The sequence below is a fragment of the Bradyrhizobium sp. USDA 4504 genome (genome assembly GCF_054063995.1).
The window spans coordinates 1805485-1825628 of sequence record NZ_JBSSGV010000001.1 but is presented as its reverse complement, the minus strand read 5'-3'; the positions used below and the strand labels follow the sequence as shown (position 1 = coordinate 1825628).

At 63.3% G+C, this 20144-nt stretch carries 20 protein-coding genes and 1 pseudogene; 15 read left to right on the top strand and 6 right to left on the bottom strand.

Annotated elements, in window-relative coordinates; all coding sequences use genetic code 11:
• Position 1: 1 nt before the first annotated feature.
• The 3 genes from ACVMB1_RS07850 to ACVMB1_RS07840 all read right to left on the bottom strand — a co-directional run bounded on the left by ACVMB1_RS07850 (position 2) and on the right by ACVMB1_RS07840 (position 4297).
• Entirely contained in the window at positions 2 to 2113 is a 2112-nt protein-coding gene (locus ACVMB1_RS07850; RefSeq protein ID WP_456848394.1) for an ABC transporter permease, read from the bottom strand.
• Positions 2114 to 2228: 115 nt separating this feature from the next.
• Positions 2229 to 3251, bottom strand: coding sequence for a sugar ABC transporter substrate-binding protein (locus ACVMB1_RS07845; RefSeq protein ID WP_028334112.1), 1023 nt, complete (start codon positions 3249 to 3251; stop codon positions 2229 to 2231).
• Positions 3252 to 3310: 59 nt separating this feature from the next.
• The gene (locus ACVMB1_RS07840; RefSeq protein WP_229189502.1) at positions 3311 to 4297 is read right to left on the bottom strand and encodes an ABC transporter permease; all 987 of its coding nucleotides are present in this window, start codon (positions 4295 to 4297) and stop codon (positions 3311 to 3313) included.
• Positions 4298 to 4807: 510 nt separating this feature from the next.
• Here ACVMB1_RS07840 and ACVMB1_RS07835 point away from each other — a divergent pair.
• Complete coding sequence (locus tag ACVMB1_RS07835) at positions 4808 to 5401, top strand: alpha-ketoglutarate-dependent dioxygenase AlkB (RefSeq protein WP_456848393.1); 594 nt, start codon at positions 4808 to 4810, stop codon at positions 5399 to 5401.
• Positions 5402 to 5630: 229 nt separating this feature from the next.
• Here the strand turns inward: ACVMB1_RS07835 and ACVMB1_RS07830 are convergent.
• Positions 5631 to 5891 (bottom strand): annotated as a pseudogene (locus ACVMB1_RS07830) (DUF2312 domain-containing protein); the annotation flags it as partial.
• A 109-nt stretch (positions 5892 to 6000) separates the two neighbouring features.
• On the bottom strand, positions 6001 to 6612 hold the full coding sequence (locus ACVMB1_RS07825) for an exopolysaccharide biosynthesis protein (RefSeq protein WP_456848391.1): 612 nt from the start codon (positions 6610 to 6612) through the stop codon (positions 6001 to 6003).
• A 66-nt stretch (positions 6613 to 6678) separates the two neighbouring features.
• Here ACVMB1_RS07825 and ACVMB1_RS07820 point away from each other — a divergent pair, with 66 nt between their 5' ends.
• Entirely contained in the window at positions 6679 to 7209 is a 531-nt protein-coding gene (locus tag ACVMB1_RS07820; protein ID WP_159109551.1) for a hypothetical protein, read from the top strand.
• Positions 7210 to 7217: 8 nt separating this feature from the next.
• A complete protein-coding gene (locus ACVMB1_RS07815; RefSeq protein WP_063790083.1) occupies positions 7218 to 7580 on the top strand; it encodes a hypothetical protein in 363 nt (120 codons plus the stop codon).
• A gap of 103 nt (positions 7581 to 7683) precedes the next feature.
• On the opposite strand, the gene ACVMB1_RS07810 is transcribed toward ACVMB1_RS07815, so the two are convergent.
• Positions 7684 to 8604 (bottom strand): LysR substrate-binding domain-containing protein, encoded by a 921-nt coding sequence (locus ACVMB1_RS07810; protein ID WP_057017118.1) that lies wholly within the window; start codon positions 8602 to 8604, stop codon positions 7684 to 7686.
• Between the two features lie 100 nt (positions 8605 to 8704).
• On the opposite strand from ACVMB1_RS07810, the gene ACVMB1_RS07805 reads away from it, so the two are divergent.
• The 12 genes from ACVMB1_RS07805 to ACVMB1_RS07750 all read left to right on the top strand — a co-directional run bounded on the left by ACVMB1_RS07805 (position 8705) and on the right by ACVMB1_RS07750 (position 20055).
• Positions 8705 to 9475, top strand: coding sequence for an ABC transporter ATP-binding protein (locus ACVMB1_RS07805; protein WP_456848389.1), 771 nt, complete (start codon positions 8705 to 8707; stop codon positions 9473 to 9475).
• Entirely contained in the window at positions 9472 to 10194 is a 723-nt protein-coding gene (locus ACVMB1_RS07800) for an ABC transporter ATP-binding protein (RefSeq protein ID WP_141341045.1), read from the top strand. Before ACVMB1_RS07805 ends, ACVMB1_RS07800 begins: the two co-directional genes overlap by 4 nt.
• Position 10195: 1 nt before the next feature.
• Positions 10196 to 11110 (top strand): branched-chain amino acid ABC transporter permease, encoded by a 915-nt coding sequence (locus ACVMB1_RS07795; RefSeq protein ID WP_057017115.1) that lies wholly within the window; start codon positions 10196 to 10198, stop codon positions 11108 to 11110.
• Between the two features lie 3 nt (positions 11111 to 11113).
• Positions 11114 to 12187 (top strand): branched-chain amino acid ABC transporter permease, encoded by a 1074-nt coding sequence (locus tag ACVMB1_RS07790; RefSeq protein ID WP_456848387.1) that lies wholly within the window; start codon positions 11114 to 11116, stop codon positions 12185 to 12187.
• 31 nt (positions 12188 to 12218) lie between these two features.
• Positions 12219 to 13406, top strand: coding sequence for an ABC transporter substrate-binding protein (locus ACVMB1_RS07785; RefSeq protein WP_028345052.1), 1188 nt, complete (start codon positions 12219 to 12221; stop codon positions 13404 to 13406).
• Positions 13407 to 13495: 89 nt separating this feature from the next.
• Positions 13496 to 14224 (top strand): 5-oxoprolinase subunit PxpA, encoded by a 729-nt coding sequence (gene pxpA / locus ACVMB1_RS07780; RefSeq protein WP_028345053.1) that lies wholly within the window; start codon positions 13496 to 13498, stop codon positions 14222 to 14224.
• 40 nt (positions 14225 to 14264) lie between these two features.
• Positions 14265 to 14507 carry an acetyl-CoA carboxylase gene (locus ACVMB1_RS07775; RefSeq protein WP_018270951.1) on the top strand — a complete coding sequence of 81 codons (243 nt, stop codon included), beginning with the start codon at positions 14265 to 14267 and terminating at the stop codon, positions 14505 to 14507.
• Positions 14508 to 14523: 16 nt separating this feature from the next.
• Positions 14524 to 15924, top strand: a complete 1401-nt coding sequence (locus ACVMB1_RS07770; protein WP_253640150.1) for an acetyl-CoA carboxylase biotin carboxylase subunit — start codon at positions 14524 to 14526, stop codon at positions 15922 to 15924.
• Between the two features lie 42 nt (positions 15925 to 15966).
• Positions 15967 to 16842 (top strand): 5-oxoprolinase subunit B family protein, encoded by an 876-nt coding sequence (locus tag ACVMB1_RS07765; RefSeq protein WP_057017112.1) that lies wholly within the window; start codon positions 15967 to 15969, stop codon positions 16840 to 16842.
• A complete protein-coding gene (locus ACVMB1_RS07760) occupies positions 16832 to 17809 on the top strand; it encodes a 5-oxoprolinase subunit C family protein (protein ID WP_229189496.1) in 978 nt (325 codons plus the stop codon). The genes ACVMB1_RS07765 and ACVMB1_RS07760 overlap by 11 nt, the downstream gene beginning before the upstream one ends.
• A gap of 218 nt (positions 17810 to 18027) precedes the next feature.
• Entirely contained in the window at positions 18028 to 18993 is a 966-nt protein-coding gene (locus ACVMB1_RS07755) for a LysR family transcriptional regulator (protein WP_253587230.1), read from the top strand.
• Positions 18994 to 19098: 105 nt separating this feature from the next.
• A complete protein-coding gene (locus ACVMB1_RS07750; RefSeq protein ID WP_456848384.1) occupies positions 19099 to 20055 on the top strand; it encodes an AraC-like ligand-binding domain-containing protein in 957 nt (318 codons plus the stop codon).
• The last annotated feature ends 89 nt before the right edge of the window (positions 20056 to 20144 follow it).

The following is a 20144-nucleotide window of genomic DNA, read 5'->3' as shown; positions in this document are numbered from 1 at the left end:
CTCAGGCCCTTCCCCAATAGGACTTGTGCGCTTCCCAGGTCGGGTCGGCGTCCTGCAGGCGGATGCGGCCGATGCGGTTGTTCTCCAGACCCCCGATATAGAGATAGCCCTTGTGTTCACGGACCGACGTGATGGTCGGATGCGAAAGCCCGCCTGGATCCCAGAGCGATTCCGTCACCACGCCGTTGTCGTCGAACTTGACCACGCAGCCGTAGTTGATGCCCGGACACAGCCATTCGTCCGGCGGGATCTGCTTGACCATGCGGGTGCGGAAAACAGGGTTGCGCATCGCAAGGTCGTAGACCGGCGTGCGCAGGCCGACGAAGGCGAGCCAGTACTTGCCGTCGGAGGCGCGGTTGATGTTGTCGCAATAGCCCGGAAGGTTGTCGATCAGGATTTCGCTGGTGCCCGCCTTCGGGCCGGCGATCCAGAAGCGGTTGATCTGGCATAGCCAGGTGCTGGCCCACAGCACCGACTGGCCGTCATGCGAAATGCAGATGCCGTTCGGGAACGTCAGGTTCTTGAGGACCGTCCTGGTGATCCCGGTTTTCGGATCGTGGCAGATCAGCCGGCCGTTGCCGCGCCCCTCAAAGCCGTCGAGCGCCCAGTCGGTCAGTTCATAGCGGGTCGAGGCCTCGCTGAAATAGATCTTGCCGTCTGGCGCGACGTCGAGATCGTCAGCGAGATAGAGCCGCGAATCGTCCTTGAGGCGCGTACGCGTGCGCGTGGTGCGGTCGGTGACCTTGAAGACCGAGCGATCGGGCTTCACACCGTAAACGCCCATGCCCGCGATGCAGACGAGGAGGTTCTGATCCCGATCGAACGCCAACCCGAGGGGCCGGCCGCCGATGCGTGCGAATTCCTCGCGCACGGTATAGTTAGGCGCGAGAAAGCGGATGATCGAACCGTTGCGGTTGACGGTGTAGAGGTTGTCCTTGCGGTCAAGGATGATGTCTTCCGGGCCTTCGATCATGTTGAGCGCGATCGCTTCCGCGTTCTTCAGGCGATCGTTCTCCGCGAACGGCGTGCCGCTGCCCCGCTCGACCGACGGCGGCGGCTCGAAATCAACCCAGCTTGGGGTGACGTAGACCTTCTGCAGCACCTTGCCCTTGTTCTTGACCCACTTCACGTTGAAGCCGACCGCGAGCAGCAGGATGATGCCGATGATGGCGGTGGTCAGGTTGCCGGAGATGCCGAGCCGGACCATCCCGCTGGTGAGCATGAAGATGATCGCCGCGCCCATGACGGCGCGCGCGATGGTGCCGCGGCCGCCGGACAGGCTGATGCCGCCGAGCACCACCGCGGCCAGCGCGTTGATCTCCCAGCCGACGCCGGTGTCGGTGCCGGAGCTGCTCTGCCGCGCGGCATAGAGGATTCCCGCCAGCGCCGCGATCGCGCCCGACATCACATAGGCCGAGAACAGCACGCGCTTGACGTTGACGCCGGCGTGGCGGGCCGCCTTGCGGCTCGACCCGACCGCCATGATGTGGACGCCGGGCTTGATGCGGGTGAGGAAGAAGTGGGTTCCGACCGCAAGCAGGATCAGCACCAGCATGTTGAAGGGAATGCCGAGAACCCTCCCCGAGCCCATGAAGTCCCACGTACTGGACCCGCTGTCGATGCTCGCGAGTTCGTTCGTGAACGCAACCGTCACCTTGTTGTAGGCGGCGCGGACGATGATGAGGACGACGAGCGTCGTCAGGAACGGCCGGGTCTTGCCGTAGGCAATCAGGCCGCCGTTGATCGCGCCCATCGCCGCACCGAACAGGACCACAAGCACGATGGTCACGGGCAGCGGCAGCCCGAGGATGAGATACAGATAGAGCGCGAGGAAGTTCGACATCGCGAACACCGCGCCGACCGACAGGTCGATGCCGCCCGACAGCACGGAGAAGGCCATCGCGACCGCGACCATGCCCTGCTCCGCGAAATTCCGCATCAATTCCTGCAGGCTGCCCGCCGTCAGGTAGCGCGGGATCATGATCGCGAAGGCCAGGAAAACCGCGATCGTCAGCGTGAATGGAATGATCGGCTCCATCCAGCGCTTCTCAAGCAGTTCGCCCAGGAACAACTGGGGCGAATGGCGGTGCCAGGCTCGTTGCAGGCTCTTCATCAACAGACTCCGGCGGGCTCGGCGCAGCAGCGGCCGAACGGCGGGACGACGCGGGGGATTGGGATCGACAGCTCCGGCCTGCCCGCGCCGCGGTGGGCGCGGGCGCCGGAACGACTTACTTCGCCCCCTTCGGGATGCTGAAGCAGTACATGCGATCGTCCTTCGACTTCACCCAGGCGGGGGTCGTGTAATAGGCGATGTTCTTCGCGCCCGGCTTGTCGCCGCTCTGCAACAGCGCAATCACCGCGTCGGCGATGGTCTGGCCCTGCACGTCGGCGCGATACGACAGGTTCGCGGAGAACGCGCCTTGCTCGAGCAGATCGCAATCCGCAGGCTGGCCGTCGCTGGCGACGAACACCTTCACCTTGTCGCCCATGTTGGCCGCCTTGATCGCCTGCGCCGCGCCCGCGGTTTGCGGTCCCCAGACGCTGAGGATCCCGCACAGCTTGGGATGCTGCTGCAACACGGTTGTCGTGATGTCGCCGGCCTTGTTGGCGTCCCAGCTGGTCGGCTGCGACGATACGACCTTGATCGACGGGTCGGTCTTGAACACCTCCATCGCGCCATTCTTCATGTCGAGCGAATAGGCTGCGGTCGCCTCGCCTTCAAGGATCGCAACCTCGCCGGAGCCCTTGCCGCCGCCACACTGATTGATGACCTCGCGCGCGATCTTGGTGCCGAGATCCTTGGCATCGACGCCGACATAGGCATCGGTCAGGGTATTCGACGCCATGTTGACCTGCACGACATAGATGCCGGCGTCCATCGCACGCTTGAGCTCCTTGGCGAGCAGCGTGACGTTCGGATTTTGCACCACGATCACGTCGGGCTTGTCGTTGATATAGTCGCTGACGGTCTGAAGCTGGATGTCGGACTTCATGTTGGCGTCGCGGGTGACGAGCTTGATGCCGTAATCGTCGAAACGATCCTTCATCACGCGCGTCCATTCGGATTCCAGAACACCCATCCAGACCGGCGACCAGGCCACCGTCTTGCCCTTGAGCGACTTGTCGAATTTCTCGCGCAGCTGGTCGCGCGGCCCGGCCGCCTGCGATGGCGCAGCCACCAGCGCGGCGGTTGCCACCATCGCGGCCAGCCCGATGCCGGCAAACGCCCTCCTGTGCACAGCTTTCGTCATGTCAATTCCTCCCCTGTTATGTCGGCCGACTGTTGCGGCCCGTTGGTTGATGCAGAGCTTTAATCGCCCTGCTTCGACGTCTCCTCGTCGCGCGGATGCAGCCGGGAATCGAGCAGGATCGCGATCAGCAGCACGACACCCTTGACGATGTTCTGGGTCTGCACGTCCATGTCCATGATGGTCATGCCGTTCAGCAGCACGCCGATCAGCAGCGTTCCGGCGATGACGCTCATCACGTTGCCGCGGCCGCCGACGAGGCTGACGCCACCGAGCACCACAACCATGATGACGTCGAAAATGATCGTCGATTCCGCGACCTGGAGATGCATCAGCGCCGTCTGCGCGACCATCACGACACCGCCGACATACCCGATCGCGGCGCACAGCGCGTACTCGATCATGGTCAGCGGGCGGGTCGGCAGACCGGTCTGACGCGCGGCGTCGGGATTGTCGCCATGGGCATAGACGAAGCGCCCGATCACGGTGCGCGACAGGAAAAGATGCACCACGACCGCGGTGGCCGCGAAGATCAGGATCGAGATCGGAACGCCGCCCCAGATGTTGCCGCCGAGCCGCAGGAATTCGTCATGCCCCTTGGAAAGATAGACGACATAGTGCTGCACCGCTGTGGTGCGCACGATCCCCAGCACCGCAAGGCTCGACGCCAGCGTCGTCAGCAACGGCGGCATCTCGATCACCGAGATCAGAAACCCGTTCAGGATGCCGATGGCGATCGCCATCACGAAGCCGATCAGCAGTGCGACCGGCGTCGCGTAGCCCGAGTTCATCAGAATGATCGCGATCGCGGTGGAAGCGGCAAAGGAGGCGACTTGCGACAGATCGAGTCCACGTCCGATCACGACCACGGCCATGCCGAGCGCGAGAATGCCGAGTATCGAAATGTTGCGCGCCAGCGCGAACAGATTGCCCAGCGTCAGGAAGCCCTTCAGGAAGATCGAAAAAATGACGATCAGGATCGCGCACATCACCAGCACGGCCGTCGTCTGCGTCAATTTCGCCCCGCGCGCGCCCGAACTGCCGGTCACCGGGTCCTCCCAGGATTGATTTTATTGTGAGCGGAAATTGAACAGAATGTATCCAGATGTCAATCTCCGTATCCAAATTTTGGACAGCGGCTGGTTTGACCGGAGGATATATTCACACCTGAAACCCTCCATAACTATCTATATCTACATGGATATATGTATGTTCTGGCGTCCGCGATCGAAGCGCATTTTCCGAGTTCGATCGGTCCTTTTGAAGCCGACATTGCTATATTGGATACATTCGGCTTGAGAGCCTGTCCCTAAGGTCAACTGGTCCTCATAGCGCCGTCACCCGCGGCGACGGAACGAAGCCGACGACGTTGCGGCAATCGCTCCTGGCCAAGGCCTGAAGATCGTGGCGAAAGAGAATGCCGAGACCGAGCTTTGACGCCGCCTTTCGCCCATCGAAGCCGCGCCAGGTGGAAGCCCGAGCGAACTGACGGCCGGTTTGAATTCTGTCTCGGCGCGCCCATATTCGTGACAGGTTCGCAAACACTGACGGTACCAGATTTGTCCGAGCAACTGTCGATGTTCGATGCGCCCGCCGCAGGACCGGCGGGTCTGCAGTACGCGCCGGATTTCATCTCCAAAGCGGCCGAGGGCGAACTCATCCGCCACATCCGGGCACTTCCGCTTGCCCCCTTCCAGTTCGGACAGTTCGAAGGCAAGCGCCGCGTGGCTTCGTTCGGTTACCGGTACGACTATGGGTCGCGCCGACTGGAATGTGCCGAACCGATCCCGTCCTGGTTAAACGGCATCGTCGCCGCGATCCAATCCTTCGGCGGCGCGTCGACCGAGATCGGGCAGATCCTGTGCACCGAGTATGATCGCGGCGTCGGTATCGGCTGGCACCGCGACAAGCCGCATTTCGACCGGATCTTTGGACTGTCCCTGGGATCCGCATGCAAGTTCCGTTTTCGTTGTCGGACGGAAAACGGATGGGAGCGGTTCACGCTCGATGCGGCGCCCCGATCACTCTACCTGATGGCCGGTGATGCACGGCAGATATGGGAGCACAGCATTCCGCCGGTCGAGGCCCCCAGATACTCGATCACCTTCCGAACCATGGTCGAAACGGTGCGGGGCGCCAAAGCGTCGCGATAGCCTTGGATTGCCGGTTCCAGCGCTCCGCTGCGCATCGCCGCATCAACCCTGATCGAGCGCTACTTCGATCCGATCGGAAGACGCAATCCTGAGCGGAAGGTGCGACCAACGCCGCGCGAATGGTTGATGGGACGGGGGCGGACGAACTTGGGAAGTTCGTCCGCCGAGAGATCGCGCGCCCCCGGAGTGTCGATCGCGGGGAACGCAGCGGGCGTCTCACGCCGCTTTCCGCAGCAGCCTTGTCGGCCGGTGCCGTTTCCATGGCGCGCATATAGAGATCGAGCAGCGATTCGCGCTCGTCGCGCTCATCCTGATCCTGCTTTCGCAGTTTGACGATCTCCTTGAGGATCTTCACGTCGAAACCCTCACCCTTGGCTTCCGAAAAAACTTCCTTCTTCTGCTCGTTCAGTTCCTGCAGTTCAGCGTCCAGATTCTCGATCCGCTCGATGAAAGAACGAATTTTTCCGCCGGGAATGGTGATGTCAGACATGGTGCCTCTTTGTTGAATGAGGCGGTGAAAATGAAAGCAAAGTGATAACCAATGTCTTAAGCTTCATCGGTTCCTGTAGCGCATCTATCCCGCGGCTTGCCGCGGTATTTCAGACCGCGATCCAGCTGATCACGGCCGCGGCCGACGTCCAGAGCGTCCATCCAAGGCCAAGCAGGGACACCACCGCGGCCGCCATTGCTACGGCCAGCAGCAGACCATCTTCCTGCAGGTAAGCGATCGCGATCAGGACGACCACAATCCCGGGAATGACGTTGACCAGAGGCAGGGGCCAGCCCGCCAACAGGCCCAGCAGGAACACGACCAACCCAACAAGCCGGTCAGTCACGTCATGGCGCGCGTTCCAGCGCGGCCGGCTGATGTTCTCGATCGCGCGCAGCAGCGGACCTGCTTTGACGGTGAACCGCTTGAATCGCTTGAAGTCGAACGGCCGCTTCGACAGGAAGCGGGGAAAAGATGGAGCACTGTGCCCCAACATCATCTCGACCGCCGGAAACAGGAGGGCCAGCGTCGCAACCGTGGCGACGCCGGGGACGATCACGAGTAGCCCCAGCAACAGCAGGAGCAGCCCGAACGAGCGCCTGTCCAGATGGCTGAGGAGCCATTCGAGGTCGACGGGGCCGTCAGGTGCTTGCGCGACGAGTTCTTCGAGAAGCTGGGAAGTACGGGTAGGCGCTGAGCGGGGAACGGGCAAATGAAGCATTACCCGGTAACATGGTCGAACTCCGTATCGATTGCAACGAATGCCAGAGGCGCCTAGGAAGCATTGATGGACAACGATTCCGACCAGGCGTGGCACGGCCATGCGCCGAACAGCCCCCTGCCCGCCGGTCGCCGCCGCTGGCCGTGGTTTCTTCTGATCGTCGTCGTCGCCCTTGTCGGCGCCGGCGGCGTCTACGCTTGGCCTGAAGTCGCGGCATTGGTCCCCGCCATAAGCCACGAATCGTCCGGCGGGGCGACGCCGACGAGCGACAAGGAGGCATTGCCAACTCTCCTCGCGGCCCAGCAGAAGCTCGAGGAAGACCTCGCCGCACTCGATCGGTCGGTAGCCGACGGGCAGGCGCAGTTGAAGGCCATTACCGACCAGTTGGCGGTCCTGACCTCGAAGGTCGAAGAGTTGCAGCATCTGCCCCCGCCGGCAGCGCCGCCGCCACCTGTTACGGCCGAGGTGCCGCGTGCCCCGATCGCGCCAACTACCCCGCAGCCGAGAAAGCCGCCGCCTCGGGCCGCCAGGCCTTCAGGTCCCGTTTCGATTGGCGGCGTACCGCTCAATGCCGCGCCCGGCAGCATGGCCCGTTGAGCTCAGAAATGCCCCAAACCGCATTCCGATTTTTGGCTTGGGGTTTGATCCTGGGCCTCTTCATCGTCACCGATACGACGCTGGCATTTCGTCCCCACACGTTGATATCGCCAAACGCCGATCGCTTTGCCGCGCTCTTCGTTGTCGGAGCCGTCTTTTCGCTCGCCTATCCGAAGCATGTCCTGCCGATCCTGCTGGCACTGCTCGCCGTCATCGTCGGCTTCGAACTCATTCAAAAGCTGCTCGCCGGCAGGCATGGCTACATAAAAGACATATTCGTCAAAGGTGCCGGCTGCTGCGCAGGCGTTGTCGCCGCCAATGCCCTGAGACGCGCGCTTTCAGCGATGTCCAAGCCGACAGGTACCTCCTGACGTCCTGCGCCGCCTTTGCCCTGTTCGACGTTGGCGCAGAGGCACGTGTCGGCAACCTTCGGTCCAATCCATCATCAAACCTGCCTTGGCACGTGCAAGTCCGCTATTCAAATTGGACCGGCTCGGATCCGGGATAGGAATGAGCGACGAATTCGCAGAACGCGCGAGCCGCCGGAGAAAGCTTCGCCTTGTCCTTCCAGGCAAGCCCGACATCCATGGTGTGGACGTCGTCATCGAGCGTCTTGAGATCGATGCGATGTCCTTCGAGCGACCAGGGACGGTAGACCATGTCGGACAGGATTGTAATTCCCATGCCGGTTGCGACCATGCTGCGAACCGCTTCGACCGACAGGGTCCGGAAGATGACGTTCGGCACGTACGCCGTATGCTGCCAGTAACGCATCGCGGAGCGTTCGGCTTCATCGACGGTCAACATCAGATAGGGCTCGCTCACCAGGTCCGCCAGCTTGATGCTGTCCTTGCGAAGCAACGGATGATTGACGCAAGTCCACAAGCGACGCGGCGAGCGCAACAAGAGCCGCGAGCGAATGGAGTCCCGGTCATGCAAGTTCGCAACCAGCATGATGGCCGCATCGACGCTACCGCTGATCAAGCTCTGCTCGATCGCGTCGCGCGGAAACTCGTGGAGACGCACCGTGATGCCCGGGAATGATCGCCAGAAGCGCGACAACAAGGGCGGCAGGAAATATCCGGCGATGGTGTAGCTGACGGCGACATCGACGGTGCCGTCCACCTGCATTCCCCAGCGATGCGGCCCGCGTATCGCATCCGATACGCTGGCCTCGATGGCGCGGGCACGCTGCAAGAACTCCCGTCCGTCAAAGGTCAGCGTCACGCCGTTCGAGTGACGGTCGAACAGCTTGTGGCCGAGCTCGGCCTCGAGCGCCTTGATGGACGCGGTGACCGCAGACTGCGTCACGCTGAGCGCCGCCGCGGCGGCCGAAACGCGCCCGGTCTCGGCGGTTGCGATGAAATGCCGAACCTGACGGAACGTCAGAGACATAAAAATTTCCGATATCAGCGAACGATATTTCGAATTTTACAATCCCCCGGCGGACCGGAAAAATCAATCCATCGGTTCGCGAGTGAGAGGCATTGAGGTCATGTCCGATGGTTTGGAGTTGGTCGCTCGCGATATCAGCGTCCAATTCGAAGGCCTGAAGGCGCTGTCCAACGTGACCTTGAGCGTACCGCGGGGACGTATCGCCGGACTGATTGGTCCGAACGGAGCCGGCAAGACCACCCTTATTAATGTGCTGACGGGTTTCCAGCCGGTTGGCGCCGGAACCGTGGAACTGGAAGGCGAGACGCTGAGTGGCATTGCAGCGCACAAGTTGCGTCGCAAAGGCGTGGCGCGAACCTTCCAGTCGGGCCGACTTTTCCGCGACCTGCCGGTGATGGACAACCTTGAGGTCACCGGCGTCGGCCTGGGCCAATCCCGTCCGGAGGCGATCGGTGAAGCCGAGCGCGTCATGGCTTGGCTCGGCATTTCGCATCTGTCCAACACCATCGCCGGCGCCCTGCCCTATACCGACGAGCGCCGCGTCGCGATCGGCCGCGCCATCATGTGCACACCGCGCTATCTGCTGCTCGACGAACCCGCGGCAGGAATGTCGGAGCATGAGAGCCACGAACTTGCCGCCATCATCCGGCGGATCGCGGGCGAGCTCAATGTCGGGGTGCTGCTGATCGAGCACAATATCGGCCTCGTGCTCGAGCTCTGCGAGCGCATCTACGTCCTCGATTCCGGTGAGGTCATCGAAGCCGGCCCGCCCGCTCAGATCCGTGACAGCGACGCGGTCAGGCACGCCTATATGGGCACGCAGCGCGACGAGCTGCTTCCGGTCGCCGCCGAAGAGGCCGTCGCGTCATGACGCTGCTTGCCGTCGACGACATCACCGTCAGCTATGGCCGCCTGACGGCTCTCCGCGGCCTGACGCTGAAGATCGATGAAGGCGAAATCCTGTTCGTGACCGGCCCGAACGGCGCCGGCAAGTCGACCTTGCTCAACGCCATCGCAGGCGTCGTGCCACCGGGCTCCGGGTCCATCATGATCGATGGCGCAAAGATCACGGGTGCCGCACCCGAAGACATCGCCCGGCGCGGATTCTCCCTGGTTCCCGAGGGACGCAATGTCTTTGGCGCGCTGACGATCGAGGAGAATCTGAAGGTCGGAACCGGCATGCGCACCGACCGCAAGAAGATCGCCGACGACCTGGATCAGGTCTACGAGGAATTCCCGATGCTGGCCGAGCGCCGCCACACCCCGGCGGGCATGCTCTCCGGCGGCCAGCAGCAGATGCTCGTCCTTGGCCGCGCCTTGATGGCCGCGCCCCGCATCATGGCGATCGACGAGCCGTCGCTCGGCCTTGCGCCAAAGATCATCGACCAGATCTACGAGATCCTGGTGCGGCTGCGGACGCAGCGCAAGCTCACCCTCCTGATCGTCGAGCAGAGCTCGACACGCGCCATGATGACGGGCGGACGGATGGTCCTGATCCGCGGCGGCCGCATCGTGCTCGAGGGCCCAGCGGCCGATATGGTCAGGGATGATCGTCTGAAGCAGTCCTATTTCGGCTTCGGAGATCATTGAGATGCGCGAGTTGCTCCAGATCATCTTCGATGCCCTCAGCCTCGGCAGCCTCTACGCCCTTGGCGCGCTCGGTATCGCCCTGATCTTCGGCGTGATGCGGCTCGTCAACTTCGCGCACGGCGATTTCATCGCGTTTTGCGTCTTCGCCATGCTGTGGCCGTCGATCGATGCGGCGGCGATCGTCTTTGCCGGGCAGCTACCGTTCTATCTGCTGATCCCGCTGCTGCTCTTGATCGGCGCCGCGCTGTCGATCCTGTCGGAGATCGTCGTCTTCCGCCGCTTCCGCAATGCCAATCCGGCGACGATGATGATCGCATCCTTCGCACTCGGCTTCGTGATCCGGCATCTCCTGCTGATGCTGTTTTCCAGCCGGCCGAAGTCGATCACGCTGTGGCCGAGCCTCGGCCTGCCGGTCGAATTCCTCGGCGCTCACATCCCGATGCTCCAGGTCGTGACCATCATCATCACGCTGGCCGTGCTGGTGGTCCTCGTCCTGTTCCTCAAGCGCACGCGCTACGGGCTCGAGATGCGCGCGGCCGCCGACAATTTCACCATGGCGCGCATGCTCGGGGTCCGCGCCAACGGCGTGATCCTGCTGGCCTTCGCCATCAGCGGCATGCTGGCGGCGGCGATCGGCCTGATCCTGGCGACCAATTCCGGCACCGCCGACATCGGCATGGGCGCCAACGTGATGCTGATCGCGTTCATCGCGACCGTGATCGGCGGCCTCGGCAGCATTCCCGGCGCCGTTGCCGCCGGCTTCCTGATCGGTGCGGCCAGCGTCGTGTTCCAGGCGACCCTGCCGCATGACGCCAGGGTATTCCGCGACGCCTTCGTCTACGGCGCCGTCATCGTCGTCCTTCTGGTGCGGCCGCAGGGCCTGTTCGCACCGAAATCCGCCAAGCAGAGGGTCTGATCGATGTCGCAGCGGCCGTCCGTCATCCGGCAAACGATCATCACGCCGATCGTGCTGATCGTGGCGCTGCTCATCATGGCGGCCCTCTCCTATCAATTCGGCAGCCGGGCCTTCAACCGCACCGTGGTCGAGATGTTCATCAACATCATGGTGGTGGTCGGGCTCTACGTCTTCGTCGGCAATTCGGGCCTGCTGTCGTTCGGCCATATCAGCTTCATGTGCCTCGGCGCCTACATGACCGCCTGGCTCACGATTCCGCCGGTGATGAAGTCGATCACGCTCAAGGGCCTGCCGGCATGGCTGCTCCACGCGCAACTGCCGATGTGGGTAGCGACGCCGATATCCGGACTGTTTGCGGCACTGTTCGCGCTGATCGTCGGGCGCGTCATCATGCGCCTTTCGGGCATCGCCGCCTCGATCGCGACCTTCGGCCTGCTCGGCGTCATCAACAATGTCTATTCGAACTGGGATTCGGTGACGGGCGGACAGGGTTCGATCGTCGGCATTCCGCCCACCATGAATGTCTGGACCGGATGGATCGGCGGCGCCGTGGCCATCGCGATCGCCTATCTCTACTCGATTTCGCGCTCCGGACTGGCACTTCGCGCCACGCGAGACGAAGCGGTCGCGGCCAGCGCCTCCGGCATCGACATCGTCCGCGAACGGCTGATCGCCTTCGTCGTCAGCGCCTTCATCATCGGGCTCGCCGGCGCGCTCTACGCGCATTTCCTGAGCATCGTCAATCCCGGCGCATTCTATCTGCGGACGACGTTCATCACGCTGTCGATGCTGGTGGTCGGCGGCATGTACAGCCTCAGCGGAGCCGTCTCGGGCGTGGTTGCGATCTCCGTGTTGATCGAGCTGTTCCGCAATCTCGAGAAGGGCATCAGCCTCGGCGGTCACGCCGTCGGCCTGCCGAACGGTGTCCAGGAAATCGCGATCGGCATCATCACCATCGCGATCCTGATGTACTTGCCGACGGGACTGACCCGCAACCAGGAATTCTCCTGGCGTCGATGGCCGTTGCAGCGCCGCCTGACGCCACCGGTCCAGACCGCGCTGAAGGAACTGCACTGACGCTTGTTTGTACAATTGGAGGAGTGGGGATATGCGCTTTACGACATTACTCAGCATCTTGGCCGGAGCATCCGCGCTCTGGTTCACGCCTGCCCGGGCAGCCAACGAGATCGTTGTTGGGTTTGCGACCGCGGCATCCGGATTCATGCAAGCCTACGACAAGCCGGCGCAGGACGCGGCACTGATCCGGATCGAGGAGATCAACAAGGCCGGCGGCCTGCTCGGCAAGAAGATCAAGCCCGTCTTTGCCGACACCAAGACCGATCAGGCCGAGGGTGCCAAGGCCGGCCTTGCGGTGCTCGACCAGGGTGCCGACCTCGTCATCGTCTCCTGCGACTACGATTTCGGCGCGCCCGCGGCGCTGCAGGCGCAGGCTGCCGGCAAGGTTTCCTTCTTCCTCTGCGCCGAATCGATCAAGGCCGGCATCCCCGGCGTCGGCCCGTTCTCGTTCTCGGCCTCGGTGCTGGCACCGGTGCAGGGAGCGACCATGTCGGAATGGGCTTACACCAAGAAGAACGCGCGCAGCTTCTATCGGCTGCTCGACAGCTGGACCGTCTACAACAAGGGCATCTGCGACGGCTTCGACTGGATGCTGCCGCGCCTCAAGGAGGCCAAGCTGGTCGGCAGCGACACCTTCAAGAACGACGATGCCTCGATCGCTTCGCAGATCACGCGCATCAAGAGCCTGCCGAAGGAGCCTGACGCCATCATGCTCTGCACGATGATGCCGGGCGCTGTCTCCGCCATCAAGCAGATCCGCGCCGCCGGCATCAAGTCGATGATCCTCAACGGGTCGGGTGTCGACGGCAGCTACTGGATGAACGCCGTTCCTGACCTCTCGAACTTCTACGTCCCGGTGCAGGGCTCGGTCTATGGCGACGATCCGAACCCGAAGGTCAACGAGTTCAACAAGAAGTACAAGGAGGTCACCGGCGGTGACCCCTCCAGCCAGTACGTCTATCCGGGTTACGTCCTGATCGACGTCTGGGCCAAGGCGGTCGAACGCGCCAAATCGACCGATGCGGCAGCCGTCGTGGCCGAGCTCGAGAAGATGAACAACGAGTCCACGCTGTTCGGGCCGCGCACCTTCACCAAGGACATCCACCACCAGAACCAGGGTCGCTACCTGATCGTCGACACCGAGGCCGGCAAGCCGCAGGTAATCGACCAGTGGACGATCTCGGAAAAGATCCCGCTCGACTATCTGGTGTCCAAGTAACCCGGCAATGCGCCGCCCTGGGTGCGCCAGTCATACCCGGGGCGGCCTTCGCCGGTCATATGCAAAGCCAGTTGGAAGGAAATCAGGAGATGGTCGTGATCAACTGCGACATGGGCGAGGCCTACGGCCTCTACAAGATGGGCGACGACAAGGCATTGATGCCTCATATCGACGTCGCGAACGTCGCCTGCGGCTTTCATGCCTCCGACTTCAATCACATGCGCAAGACCGTGCAGCTCGCCAAGCAATTTGGCGTCAAGGTCGGGGCGCACCCGTCGCTGCCCGATCTGCAGGGATTTGGTCGCCGGGAGATGAAGATCGACCGCGAGGAGCTGGCCAATTGCCTGCTCTATCAGATCGGCGCACTCAAGGCCTTCCTGGATGCCGAAGGCATGGCGCTCAATCACATCAAGCCGCACGGCGCACTTTACGGCATGGCATCGCGCAACGAGGAGATCGCCGAAGCCGTGGCTGATGCCGCTGACGTCTACAAGGTGCCGTTGCTCGGCATGAAGGGAACGTTGCACCAGAAGGTCTACGAGCGGCGCGGTCATGCCTTCGTCGCCGAATACTATGCCGACCTCGACTACAATGCCGACGGCAGCCTGATCATCACCCGCGAGCACGAGGCGAAGGATCCGGCCGACGCCGCAACCCGATGCGCAAGGGCGGTCAATGAAGGCAAGACGCGCACGGTGGCCGGAAACGACATCGTGGTCGGCTCCGATTCGATCTGCATCCACTCCGACACGCCGAACGCCGTCGCCATCGCCGAAGCCGTCCGCGAGGCGGTGCGCCCCTATCTCACCGCGCGCTGAACCGTCGCGGCAACGAACCAAAGACTCTCAAGAGGAAACAATGGCAACGCAGCAGATCTTCTCGCCGCTCCCAGGCATCTTTTATCGCAAGCCCGCACCCGACAAGCCGGTCTACAAGAACGACGGCGACGCCGTCGCCGAGAGCGACACGATCGGGCTCATCGAGGTGATGAAATCGTTCAACGAGGTGAAAGCCGGCATCGCCGGCAAGATCGTCCGCTTCCTGGCCGAGAATGAAGATGCCGTGATGGCCGGCCAGCCGATCGCCGAAATCGACGTTTAGGGCTCTTCGACCAGCCATGGCGATCAAGAAGCTCCTCATAGCCAATCGCGGCGAGATCGCGGTGCGCATCATCCGCGCAGCGCGCGATCTCGGCATTGCAACCGTGCAGGTCTACAGCAAGGCCGACCAGGCCTCGCTTGCGGTCAGGCTCGCCGACGAAGCGGTCGATATCGGTCCGCCGCAGGCGTCGAAATCCTATCTCAACCAGGCCGCCATCCTCGCCGCGGCGCGGAGCACTGGTGCCGACGCTATCCATCCCGGCTACGGCTTCCTCGCCGAGAACGCCGAGTTCGCCGCCGCAGTCGAAGCGGCGGAATTGATCTTTGTCGGCCCGACCGCGCAATCGATCCGGCTGATGGGCGACAAGGTCGCGGCACGCGAGGCCGCCGCCGCGGCCGGCGTGCCGACCGTCCCTGGCAGCCAGGGGCGGCTGGAATCGGCCGAAGCGGCCTTCGCGCTGGTCGAGAAGACCGGCTTCCCAGTGATGATCAAGGCCGCCGCCGGGGGTGGCGGACGCGGCATCCGCATCGCGCGGTCCCCCGGGGAGTTTCAGCATCTGATGCCGCAGGCACAGGCCGAGGCACTCGCGGCCTTTGGCGACGGCGGGCTTTACGTCGAAAAGCTGATCGAAGGCGCGCGGCATATCGAGGTGCAGGTGCTCGGCGACGGACACGACGTGATCCATTGCTTCGAACGCGAATGCTCATTGCAGCGCCGCCGCCAGAAGGTCTGGGAAGAAGCCCCCTCGCCCTCGCTCAGCCAGGCCGTGCGGGAGAGGCTCTGCACCTCGGCCGTGGCACTCGCCAGAGCGGTCAATTATCGCGGCGCCGGGACGCTCGAATACCTCTACGACGACGCCACCGGCGAATTCTACTTCCTGGAGATGAACACCCGCATCCAGGTCGAGCATCCGGTCACGGAAATGATCACGGGCATCGACCTCGTCCGCGAGATGATCCGGATCGCCGGCGGCGAACGCTTGCGCATCAGCCAGAACGAGATGCGCGTCAGCGGCCATTCGATCGAGGTCCGTATCAACGCCGAGGATCCTGCCAGAAACTTCCTGCCGAACCCGGGCACGGTGAGCGCGCTCAGCCTGCCCGTCGGCGACGGCGTTCGCTTCGACAGCATGCTCTATCAGGGCTACACGGTGCCTCCCTTCTACGACAGCCTGCTCGGCAAGCTGATCGTGCACGACAAGGATCGGCCGAGCGCCATGAAGAAACTCGAGCGCGCGCTCGCCGAGCTCAGCGTCGAAGGCATTTTCACGACCAAGCCCCTACACCAGGCGCTGGCGCGCGACGCCGACGTCCAGGCTGGGCGCTTCCATACGGCATGGCTCGAATCCTGGCTTGAGTCCCATGCCGCCGCCCTTGCCACCGCTCAGCCGCCATCAGCCGCGAAGGTCGCCTCATGATGGCGAGAGAATCCGCCCCGTCAGCAACAGGAGGCCGCTAGCATGCAAACTCGATTTTCCTTCGGCGGCGATGAGCACATTTTCGCCGAGGTCGGCGAAGCGATGTCGCTCGAGGCCTTTTTCAAGAGCCTGTTCATCACCAATGCGGTGCGCGATGCCAGGATCAAGGGTGTCACCGAGATCTGCCCGGCGAACGCGTCCTATCAGGTCAAGTTCGATCCGGAGCGGATCAAGCCCGACGATCTCCTCGCCGAGCTGAAGCGGCTGGATTCCGCATCCGAGAAATCGGAACCGGTGATCAAGACGCGGATCATCGAGATTCCCGTGCTCTACAACGACCCCTGGACCCGTGAGACCTTGATGCGCTTCCGCGAGCGTCACCAGGATCCTGACGGCACCGACCTCGAATACGCCGCGCGGATCAACGGCCTCGACAGCGTCGATGCCTTCATCAAGGCGCATTCCAGTGCGCCCTGGTTCGTCTCGATGGTCGGCTTCGTCGCCGGCCTGCCCTTCCTCTACCAGATGGTCGAGCGCAAGCGGCAGCTTCAGGCCCCGAAATATCTGCGCCCGCGCACGGATACGCCAAAGCTCACCGTCGGACATGGCGGCTGTTTCAGCTGCATCTATTCGGTGCGCGGCGCCGGCGGTTACCAGATGTTCGGCATCACGCCGATGCCGATCTATGATCCCAATCAGACCATCAGCTATTTGCGCGACTTCATGTGCCTATTCAAGCCGGGCGACATCGTGAAATGGAAACCGATCGACCGGGCAGCCTATGACTCCGCGGTCGCCGACGTCGACGCCGGCCGGTTTGCGCCTGTGATCCGCGACGTCTCGTTCTCGTTGACCGAGTTCAACCGCGATATTGATGGCTACAACAGCAAGCTCGATGGAGTTCTCCATGGCCGTTAGGGTTTTGAAGCCGGGTCTTGCGACCACCGTCCAGGACCTCGGACGTCCCGGCTATTATCACATCGGCATCCCGCTCTCCGGCGGCATGGACCGTCACGCGCTGGTCGCCGCAAATCTGCTCGTCGGCAATGATGCAGGCGCAGCCGTGCTTGAGGCGGTGTTCATGGGGCCCGAGCTCGAATTCACCGAAGACGCCACGGTCGCCGTCACCGGCGCGGAGCTGCCGCCGAAACTCGACGGCGAGCCGCGCGAGACCTGGACCAGCTTCAAGGTGAAGCGTGGCCAGATTCTCTCCTTCGACTTCCTCAAGCGAGGCGCACGCGGCTACATCGCGGTCGCCGGCGGCATCGATGTGCCCGTGGTGCTCGGCTCGCGATCGACCTACGCACTCGGCGCGCTCGGCGGCTTCAAGGGCCGCAAGCTCGAGGCCGGCGACGAATTGCCGGTCGGCCATGCCAGCGTGACGGTCAAGGACGGCCGCACCGTCGCCAACGATTTACGCGGACAACCGGCGGGAATGCCGACAGAGCTGCGCGCCATGCCCGGCCTCTATTGGCACCGCATTACCGAGGCCGCCGGCAACGGCTTCTTCTCCGACACCTGGAAGGTCGCGCCGGAAGCCGACCGGATCGGCTACCGCTTCAAGGGTGGCAAGGCGCTCGAATTCGTTCCGCGCGAACCGCCGTTCGGCGCCGGCTCTGACCCGTCCAACATCACCGATGCCTGCTATCCCTACGGCTCGATCCAGGTTCCCGGCGGCACCGAACCGATCGTGCTGCATCGCGACGCCGTATCCGGCGGCGGCTACTTCATGGTCGGCACCGTGATCGCCGCGGACATGGATCTGATCGGTCAGCTTCAGCCCAACACGCCGGTGAAGTTCGTCAAGGTCGACATGGATCAGGCGCTTGCGGCACGCAAGAGCCGGACCGAGCTGCTGGGCAAGCTTCGCAGCGCCATGGCGTAATCGCGAGGGGGCCCACCGCATCTGCCAACGGACCTCGGCCGCGGGTGCCGGAGCGATCGCGCATGGTCAAGTCTAAACCTGTGGCTGTCGATTGCGCGCTCGCACATCTGAGGTCTGTGCCACGGTGTGCTGTCCGCCGGACGGCACGAGAGTTGCAGCGGACACATTCGGGCTGAGAAACACTGCTCATGAGTTGTGCAAACATCGGAACAACCGCGATGTCCGTTTCTCTGAAACAGATCCGCTACTTCGTCGCCGCCGCCGAGACCGGGCGGATCAGCCAGGCGGCCATCGATCTCAACGTCTCGCAATCAGCGGTCACCGCGGCGATCCAGCAGCTCGAGGCCACCGTCTGCGCCCGCTTGCTGGAGCGCGCGCCGAACGGCGTAACCGTCACCATGGAGGGCAGCCGCTTCCTCTCCCAGGGCCGTCATATCCTCGCCGCCGTCGCCGAGGCGGTGCGCGACACGCAGATGTCCGCCGGCCCCCTGTTCGGGACGATCCGCGTCGGCGTCACCTACACCGTGTCGGGCTACTTCCTGCCGCGTCATCAGATGCGCTTCAAGGCGAGTTTCCCCGGGATCACGATCGAGCTGTTCGAGGCGCCGCGCGACGTGCTCGAGCGCGCACTCGTCGATGGTGCGCTCGACCTCGCGGTGATGCTGGTCTCGAACCTGCGCGACAACGCCATGCTCACCAGCGAGACCTTGCTGCGATCGCCGCGCCGGCTGTGGCTTGCGCCCGAGCATCCCCTGACCCGCGCCGAGCGGGTCCACCTCGCTGACATCGCGACCTATCCCTATGTCATGCTCACGGTCGACGAGGCCAAGCACACCTCGATGCGCTATTGGAACAACGCCTCACTCGAACCGAAGACGGTGTTCCGTACCTCCTCGGTCGAAGCCGTCCGCTCCATGGTCGCCGGCGGCATGGGGATCGCCATTCTGTCCGACCTGATCTACCGGCCCTGGTCGCTGGAAGGACAGCGGATCGAGACCCGCGTCATCGAGGACGAGGTGCCCAGCATGGACATCGGTCTTGCCTGGCGTCGCGACACCAAGCCATCGGAGGCTGCGATGGCTTTTCGCGATTTCATGCGCTTTGCGGTTGCCGGCGTCGGGCCGGCCCGGCCGCCGGTCAGCATGGACCACCGACATCAGGCCGAGGAGGCCATCGAAATCTAGAATATCAGTTTCCGTTTTATTCGACTTGACGCCGTCCGGCTGTCCTCGCCAAACTTTGCCCGGGGACACGACGACCGGAGGCACAGCCGGCGGCGGGAGTGAGACATGCAAGTCACCTACACGACCAACGACATCCCGTTGCAGACCCGCCGCCAGTACTGGCAGGAGGTCGTGTCGAAGACCTATTACTCGCTCGACCTGCGCTTCCCCACGCGCGGCTTCAATGCGCGCCTTGGCGCCTGGTCGATGGGCCCTGTCTCGGTGTCCCGCAACATCGCCAATGGCCTGCTGTACAAGCGGCATGAGCGGCATCTCCTGAGCGAGCGGGAGGAATCCTTCCTGATCACGGTGCCCGAACTCGCCGAAATCCGTTTCGAGCAGGACGGCAAGGTGGTGCATTGCCGCCCGGGCGCGTTCCTGATCGAGCGCAGCCACCTACCCTACGAGTTCAGCCATCAGGATCCGACGGCGCTGTGGTGTCTGAAGATCCCGAGCGCGGTGCTGCGCGCCCGCATTTCCCGGCCCGAGCGCCTCGCGACGCTGCAATTCGACGCCAGCCGCAGCGTCGGCGCGCTGTTCGTCGACACGCTGCGCCTGTCCGGTGAACGGATCGAGGAAATGGACGAGACGGCGCGCACGATGATGGGCAAGCACCTGATCGAGCTGCTTGCGATGGCCATTGAATCCGACGACCGTGTGTTGACCGGTCACTCGTCCTCCGTGCGCAACGGCCATTTGCTGCGTTGCGAGCAATTCATCCGGGCCCGTCTCGACGATATGCGGCTCACGCCGCAGATGATTGCCGACGGCTGCGGCATCTCGCTGCGCTATTTGCACCAGATCTTCGAGGGCGAAGGTCTGACCGTCTGCGCCTATATCCGCAACCAGCGCCTTTCAATGTGCGACGCCCTGCTGCGCGATGCGAACTGCCGCAAGAGCATTTCGGAAATCGCCTATCAATGGGGCTTTGCCGACCAGGCGCAGTTCAGCCGCAATTATCGCGGCCGGTTCGGATGCACCCCGAGCGAGGCCCGCGCGATTTCGCGCACAGCCAACTCCTGAAGACTGGCCTGCTGATCGATTCTTAGGCACCCCGCCGCCGGTCTGGGCATGTATGGGCACCGGCACGGTTCGCTCTCTCGCACAAATCT

Excerpts from the sequence above, each read along its gene's own strand:
- ACVMB1_RS07850 (WP_456848394.1), bottom strand. The coding sequence starts at position 2,113 with ATGAAGAGCCTGCAACGAGCCTGGCACCGCCATTCGCCCCAGTTGTTC.
- ACVMB1_RS07845 (WP_028334112.1), bottom strand. The coding sequence starts at position 3,251 with ATGACGAAAGCTGTGCACAGGAGGGCGTTTGCCGGCATCGGGCTGGCC.
- ACVMB1_RS07825 (WP_456848391.1), bottom strand. The coding sequence starts at position 6,612 with ATGCTTCATTTGCCCGTTCCCCGCTCAGCGCCTACCCGTACTTCCCAG.
- ACVMB1_RS07820 (WP_159109551.1), top strand. The coding sequence starts at position 6,679 with ATGGACAACGATTCCGACCAGGCGTGGCACGGCCATGCGCCGAACAGC.
- ACVMB1_RS07815 (WP_063790083.1), top strand. The coding sequence starts at position 7,218 with ATGCCCCAAACCGCATTCCGATTTTTGGCTTGGGGTTTGATCCTGGGC.
- ACVMB1_RS07810 (WP_057017118.1), bottom strand. The coding sequence starts at position 8,604 with ATGTCTCTGACGTTCCGTCAGGTTCGGCATTTCATCGCAACCGCCGAG.
- ACVMB1_RS07805 (WP_456848389.1), top strand. The coding sequence starts at position 8,705 with ATGTCCGATGGTTTGGAGTTGGTCGCTCGCGATATCAGCGTCCAATTC.
- ACVMB1_RS07800 (WP_141341045.1), top strand. The coding sequence starts at position 9,472 with ATGACGCTGCTTGCCGTCGACGACATCACCGTCAGCTATGGCCGCCTG.
- ACVMB1_RS07795 (WP_057017115.1), top strand. The coding sequence starts at position 10,196 with ATGCGCGAGTTGCTCCAGATCATCTTCGATGCCCTCAGCCTCGGCAGC.
- ACVMB1_RS07790 (WP_456848387.1), top strand. The coding sequence starts at position 11,114 with ATGTCGCAGCGGCCGTCCGTCATCCGGCAAACGATCATCACGCCGATC.
- ACVMB1_RS07785 (WP_028345052.1), top strand. The coding sequence starts at position 12,219 with ATGCGCTTTACGACATTACTCAGCATCTTGGCCGGAGCATCCGCGCTC.
- pxpA (WP_028345053.1), top strand. The coding sequence starts at position 13,496 with ATGGTCGTGATCAACTGCGACATGGGCGAGGCCTACGGCCTCTACAAG.
- ACVMB1_RS07775 (WP_018270951.1), top strand. The coding sequence starts at position 14,265 with ATGGCAACGCAGCAGATCTTCTCGCCGCTCCCAGGCATCTTTTATCGC.
- ACVMB1_RS07770 (WP_253640150.1), top strand. The coding sequence starts at position 14,524 with ATGGCGATCAAGAAGCTCCTCATAGCCAATCGCGGCGAGATCGCGGTG.
- ACVMB1_RS07765 (WP_057017112.1), top strand. The coding sequence starts at position 15,967 with ATGCAAACTCGATTTTCCTTCGGCGGCGATGAGCACATTTTCGCCGAG.
- ACVMB1_RS07760 (WP_229189496.1), top strand. The coding sequence starts at position 16,832 with ATGGCCGTTAGGGTTTTGAAGCCGGGTCTTGCGACCACCGTCCAGGAC.
- ACVMB1_RS07755 (WP_253587230.1), top strand. The coding sequence starts at position 18,028 with ATGTCCGTTTCTCTGAAACAGATCCGCTACTTCGTCGCCGCCGCCGAG.
- ACVMB1_RS07750 (WP_456848384.1), top strand. The coding sequence starts at position 19,099 with ATGCAAGTCACCTACACGACCAACGACATCCCGTTGCAGACCCGCCGC.